This window comes from Streptomyces sp. P5F9 (assembly GCF_057961495.1).
The window spans coordinates 1-4,739 of record NZ_JBXVPZ010000621.1 but is presented as its reverse complement, the minus strand read 5'-3'; the positions used below and the strand labels follow the sequence as shown (position 1 = coordinate 4,739).

The 4,739-nt window shown below is 68.6% G+C and carries 4 protein-coding genes; all 4 read left to right on the top strand.

Annotated features, from left to right (window positions below):
- Positions 1–1,095 (top strand): lipid II:glycine glycyltransferase FemX (locus AC31A1_RS47080; protein WP_489659204.1); only part of this gene is annotated, 1,095 nt, incomplete at its 5' end.
- 248 nt (positions 1,096–1,343) lie between these two features.
- The gene (locus AC31A1_RS47075) at positions 1,344–1,472 is read left to right on the top strand and encodes a hypothetical protein (RefSeq protein WP_327403241.1); all 129 of its coding nucleotides are present in this window, start codon (positions 1,344–1,346) and stop codon (positions 1,470–1,472) included.
- Positions 1,473–1,582: 110 nt separating this feature from the next.
- Entirely contained in the window at positions 1,583–3,595 is a 2,013-nt protein-coding gene (locus tag AC31A1_RS47070; RefSeq protein ID WP_489659206.1) for an ABC transporter ATP-binding protein, read from the top strand.
- Between the two features lie 108 nt (positions 3,596–3,703).
- The gene (locus AC31A1_RS47065) at positions 3,704–4,618 is read left to right on the top strand and encodes an EamA family transporter (RefSeq protein ID WP_489659205.1); all 915 of its coding nucleotides are present in this window, start codon (positions 3,704–3,706) and stop codon (positions 4,616–4,618) included.
- The last annotated feature ends 121 nt before the right edge of the window (positions 4,619–4,739 follow it).

Sequence of the window (4,739 nt, the reverse complement as noted above, 5' to 3'; positions counted from 1 at the left end):
GCCGAACACCTCGCGTTCATCGCCGCCCGCCCCTCCGCCAGCCATATGCAGGTGCCGTCGTGGGGTGCGGTGAAGCCGGACTGGCGGGCCGAGAGTCTGGGGTGGTTCGAGGAGGCGAGTGGGCAACTGGTCGGGGTGGGGCTCGTGTTGTACCGGCCCGTGCCCAAACTCAAGAAGTACCTCGCGTACCTGCCCGAGGGGCCGGTCATCGACTGGCACGCCGCCGATCTCGACCGCTGGCTCGACCCGATGCTCGCGCGCCTCAAGTCGCAGGGCGCGTTCACGGTGAAGATGGGCCCGCCCGTCGTCGTCCGCCGCTGGAGCGCGGACGCGGTGAAGGCCGCGATCGCCGACCCGGACGCGCGGCGGCTGAAGGACGCCGCGCCCACGTCGTACGAACCGCGTGCCTACGAGGTCGCCGACCGGCTGCGCCGCGCGGGCTGGCAGCAGACGGAACCCGGGGGAGAGGACGGCTTCGCGGCCGGGCAGCCCCGGTACGTGTTCCAAGTCCCCTTCGCGGGGCGGTCGTTGGACGAGATCCACCGCGGGCTCAACCAGCAGTGGCGGCGCAACATCAAGAAGGCCGAGAAGGCCGGCGTAAAGGTGGTCCAGGGCGGTTACGACGAACTCCCCGCCTTCTACGAGCTGTACGCCGAGACCGCCGAGCGCGACCGTTTCATCCCGCGCCCGCTGCCCTACTTCCAGCGCATGTGGACCGCCCTCACCGCCGAACACCCCGACCGCATGCGCCTCTACCTCGCCCACCACGACGGCGAGATCCTCGCCGCGGCCACGATGCTGACGGTCGGCCGGCACGTCTGGTACTCCTACGGCGCCTCCACCAGCCGCAGGCGCGAGGTGCAGCCCAACAACGCGATGCAGTGGCGCATGATGACCGACGCCCACCAACTCGGCGCGGCCGTATACGACTTCAGGGGCATCACCGACACCCTGGAGGAGTCCAACCACCTGCTGGGGCTGCTGCGTTTCAAGGCCGGCGCGGGCGGAGAGGCCGTCGAGTACCTGGGGGAGTGGGACTTCCCCCTCAACCGCCTGCTCCACAAGGCGCTCGACCTCTACATGGCGCGCCGCTGAGGATCTCGCTTGAGGGCGGAAGCACAGGTTCATTAAGGCCGCTCTCAGGTTTATCAGAGAAATCTCAGGTTGGCGGCCGTAACTCAGGATTCACAAAGGTATTCACAGCCCGTGTTTGCCGTTCGGTCGACGACTTTGCTGCGACTTGGCTACAGGGCCGTGTAAGTTTCTGGGTGTCGGGAATTCCCCGGGCGGTAAAACGCTCGACTTTGACGCACAAATTCCACCGCACAACCTAGGAGTTCGGAATGGGCCTCAACAAGCTCGCCCCGCTGCCCAAGCCCAAGAAGCAGCAGCTGCCGCCCCCGCCCCCGAAGCCGCGCAAGAAGCACCAGCCGAAGCCGCTGCCGAAGCCGCTGCCCGGCCAGGACAGCTGAACCGGCGGTAGAGGGAGGGCCGACCCACGCAGTCGGCCCTCTTTTCTTTCCTGAATTCGAAAACCCAAGGAATTCTGATGACGGAAAGCGGGCGTATGGTGGACATGGACATGGATACGGATGAGGAAGACCTCGAATACGAGGACGACGAAACTCCCACCATTCCCGCCCGTACGGCTTTCCGTCGCTTCTGGCCGCTCACTCGGGGCCTCAGACGCTGGCTGGTCCTCGTCTGGATATGCACGGTGATCGGCGCGCTCGCGGAGACCGAGGCCATCCTCCTTTTCGCCGACCTCACCGACCGAGCCCTGGCGAAGGGCTCGCTGAGCGCGTTCTGGAGCCCGGCCGCGAAGTGGCTGGGCGTGGCGATCGTCGGCGCGCTCGTCTCGTACGCCGGCAACTCCCTTGCCGCGTGGGCCACCGAACGCTTCGTGATGAGACTGCGCGAGCATGTCTTCGACCACGTACAGCAGTTGCCCCCGCACTTCTTCCAACGGCACCGCCAGGGCGACCTGTTGTCCCGCCTGACCGGCGACGTCGAGGCGATCGAGACCCTCGTCGTGTCCGGCGTCATCGGCACCGCCTCCGCGCTCTTCTCCGCCCTCTTCTACGCCGCCGCCGCGTTCTGGCTGCGCTGGGACCTGGCCGCCGCCACCTTCGTCCTCGCCCCCCTCTTCTGGCTCGCGGCCCGCCGCTTCTCCGGCTCCATCAAGGACGTCTCACGCGAGGGCCGGGTCGCCGACGGCGCGATCACCTCCGTCGTCGAGGAGTCCCTCGGCAACATCGTCCTCACCCAGGCCTACGGCCGCCGCGACGCCGAACGCCGCCGCCTGAACGAGGAGGCAGGCGCCTGGTTCCGGGCCTCCGTCCGCTCGACGCGGCTCAACGAGGCGTACGAGCAACTCGTCGCCGTCATCGAGACCGTGTGCGTGCTCGCCGTCATCGGCATCGGCGCCTGGGAGATCTCCACCGGCCGCATGACCCTCGGCCAACTCCTGGCGTTCTCCGCCTTCTTGGGCTACCTCTACCCGCCCGTCCGAGGCCTGGCCCAACTCGGCCTGACCATCACCGCCGCCACCGCGGGCGCCGAACGCCTCATCGAGATCCTGGACGTACGCCCGTCCGTCGCCGACCCCGCCCGCGACTCCGAGACCGGCCGCCCCGACGGCACGGTCGAACTCCGCGACGTCACCTTCAGCTACCCCGGCGCCGACCGAGTGGCCCTGGAAGGCCTCTCCTTCACCGTCAACCCCGGCGAACTGGTGATCGTCACCGGCCCCAGCGGCGCCGGCAAGTCCACCGTCTCCAAAATGCTGCTCCGCTTCTACGACCCCGACGCCGGCGATGTCCTCCTCGACGGCGTCCCCCTGCGGGACCTCCCCCTCGCCCGCCTGCGCGAGTACGTGACCCTGCTCCCCCAGGAGACCCTGGTCCTGCACGACACCGTCCGCGCGAACATCGCCTGCGGCCGGCCGGGCGCGAGCGAGCAGGCGATCATGGACGCGGCTGTCGCTGCCGACGCCCACGAGTTCATCCTCCGCCTCCCCGACGGCTACGACACGAAGGTCGACCCCAACTCGGCCCGCCTGTCCGGCGGTCAGCTCCAGCGCCTGGCGATCGCCCGCGCGATCCTGCGCGACGCCCCGGTCCTGGTCCTGGACGAACCGACGACCGGCCTGGACTCGATGGCGGCCCGCCGGGTCGTGAAGCCTTTGCGCCGACTGATGGCGGGCCGTACGACCATCATGATCACCCATGACCTCAACCTCGCCCCCGACGCCGATCGCATCCTGGTCGTGGACCGGGGCCGGATCGTGGAGACGGGCCGGCACGAGGAGCTGATGGTGCGGGGCGGGGCGTACTCGCGACTGCACCGCTCGCAGAACAACGCGGTGATGGACACCGGGGAGCTGCGGCTGCCGTCGTTCGCGGAGGCGGGCGCGGGGCATGGGTACTCCTCGGCACCGGTCTTCGTCGAGAGCTGGGCACCACAGACGTACGAGCCGACGTACCAACCGACCTACCCGCAGACCGAATACGCCGAGTACGCCGATCCCCTCTTCGGACCCATGCCCACCACCCTCCCCGACGGCCGGCCCCTGTTCCGGGACCAGGCCCAGTGACAGTTGCATAAAGGGTTCTCACACCTGTTGAAGTCCATTACCATGAACTGAGCAGTGCATCGTGATGGACGAATTCGAGCTGAGCCGAGCCCTGGAAGCCCCGTGAGCATCCCCAGTACGTCGACCACCGCCCCCGTGGCCCCTCCGACCAGCGCCCCGCGCCGCACGAGTCCGCTCGGGCCGGTGGGGCTGGTGCTGGCCGGGGGGATCTCGGTGCAGTTCGGTGGTGCGCTGGCGGTGACGCTGATGCCCAGGGTGGGGGCGCTGGGCGTGGTGACGCTACGGCTGCTGGTGGCCGCGGTGGTCCTCCTCGTGATCTGTCGCCCGAGCCTGCGGGGTCACTCACGGGCGGACTGGGGCACGGTCGTCGTCTTCGGCATCACCATGGCCGCGATGAACGGCCTCTTCTACCAGTCCCTGGCCCGCATCCCCCTGGGACCGGCGGTGACGCTGGAGGTACTGGGTCCACTCGCCCTCTCCGTCCTGACATCCCGGCGCGCGCTGAACGCGGTATGGGCCGGGCTCGCCCTGGCAGGCGTCTTCCTCCTCGGCGGCGGAGGCTTCAGCAGCCTGGACCCTGTAGGCGTGGCCTTCGCCCTGGGGGCCGGAGCCATGTGGGCAACGTACATAGTCTTCAGTGCCCGTACAGGGCGTCGTTTTCCACAAGCTGATGGTTTGGCGCTGGCGATGGTCGTGGCGGCGGTGGTGTTTCTGCCGCTGGGCGTCGCGGAGTCAGGCACAAAGCTGCTGAACCCGACGACGATCGCCCTCGGTTCCGCAGTGGCGATTCTCTCTTCGGTTCTCCCCTACACACTCGAACTCCTGGCCCTGCGCCGCCTCCCCTCCTCCACCTTCGCGATCCTGATGAGCCTCGAACCAGCCGTGGCGGCAACAGCAGGCTTCCTGATCCTCCACCAGGCCCTGTCCGTTCCTGAGGCCATGGCTATCGCGCTGGTCATCGCGGCGAGTATGGGGGCGGTGCGGACACAGGTGGGCCGGGGGAAAGCGAAAGTAGAGGCGTAGGTTGCCGTTGGGCCACTCGCTTCTCGGCCAGTGTCGGCCTTCCACGGCCCGAGTAAAGGGCGCTCCCTGCGGTCGCGTCGCCTGCGGCGATTCCGCTGCGCTCCACCCTTGACTCGGCCCG

What these genes read in the sequence shown, in the direction of transcription:
- AC31A1_RS47075 (WP_327403241.1), top strand. Translation starts at nt 1,344, where the DNA reads ATGGGCCTCAACAAGCTCGCCCCGCTGCCCAAGCCCAAGAAGCAGCAG.
- AC31A1_RS47070 (WP_489659206.1), top strand. Translation starts at nt 1,583, where the DNA reads ATGGATACGGATGAGGAAGACCTCGAATACGAGGACGACGAAACTCCC.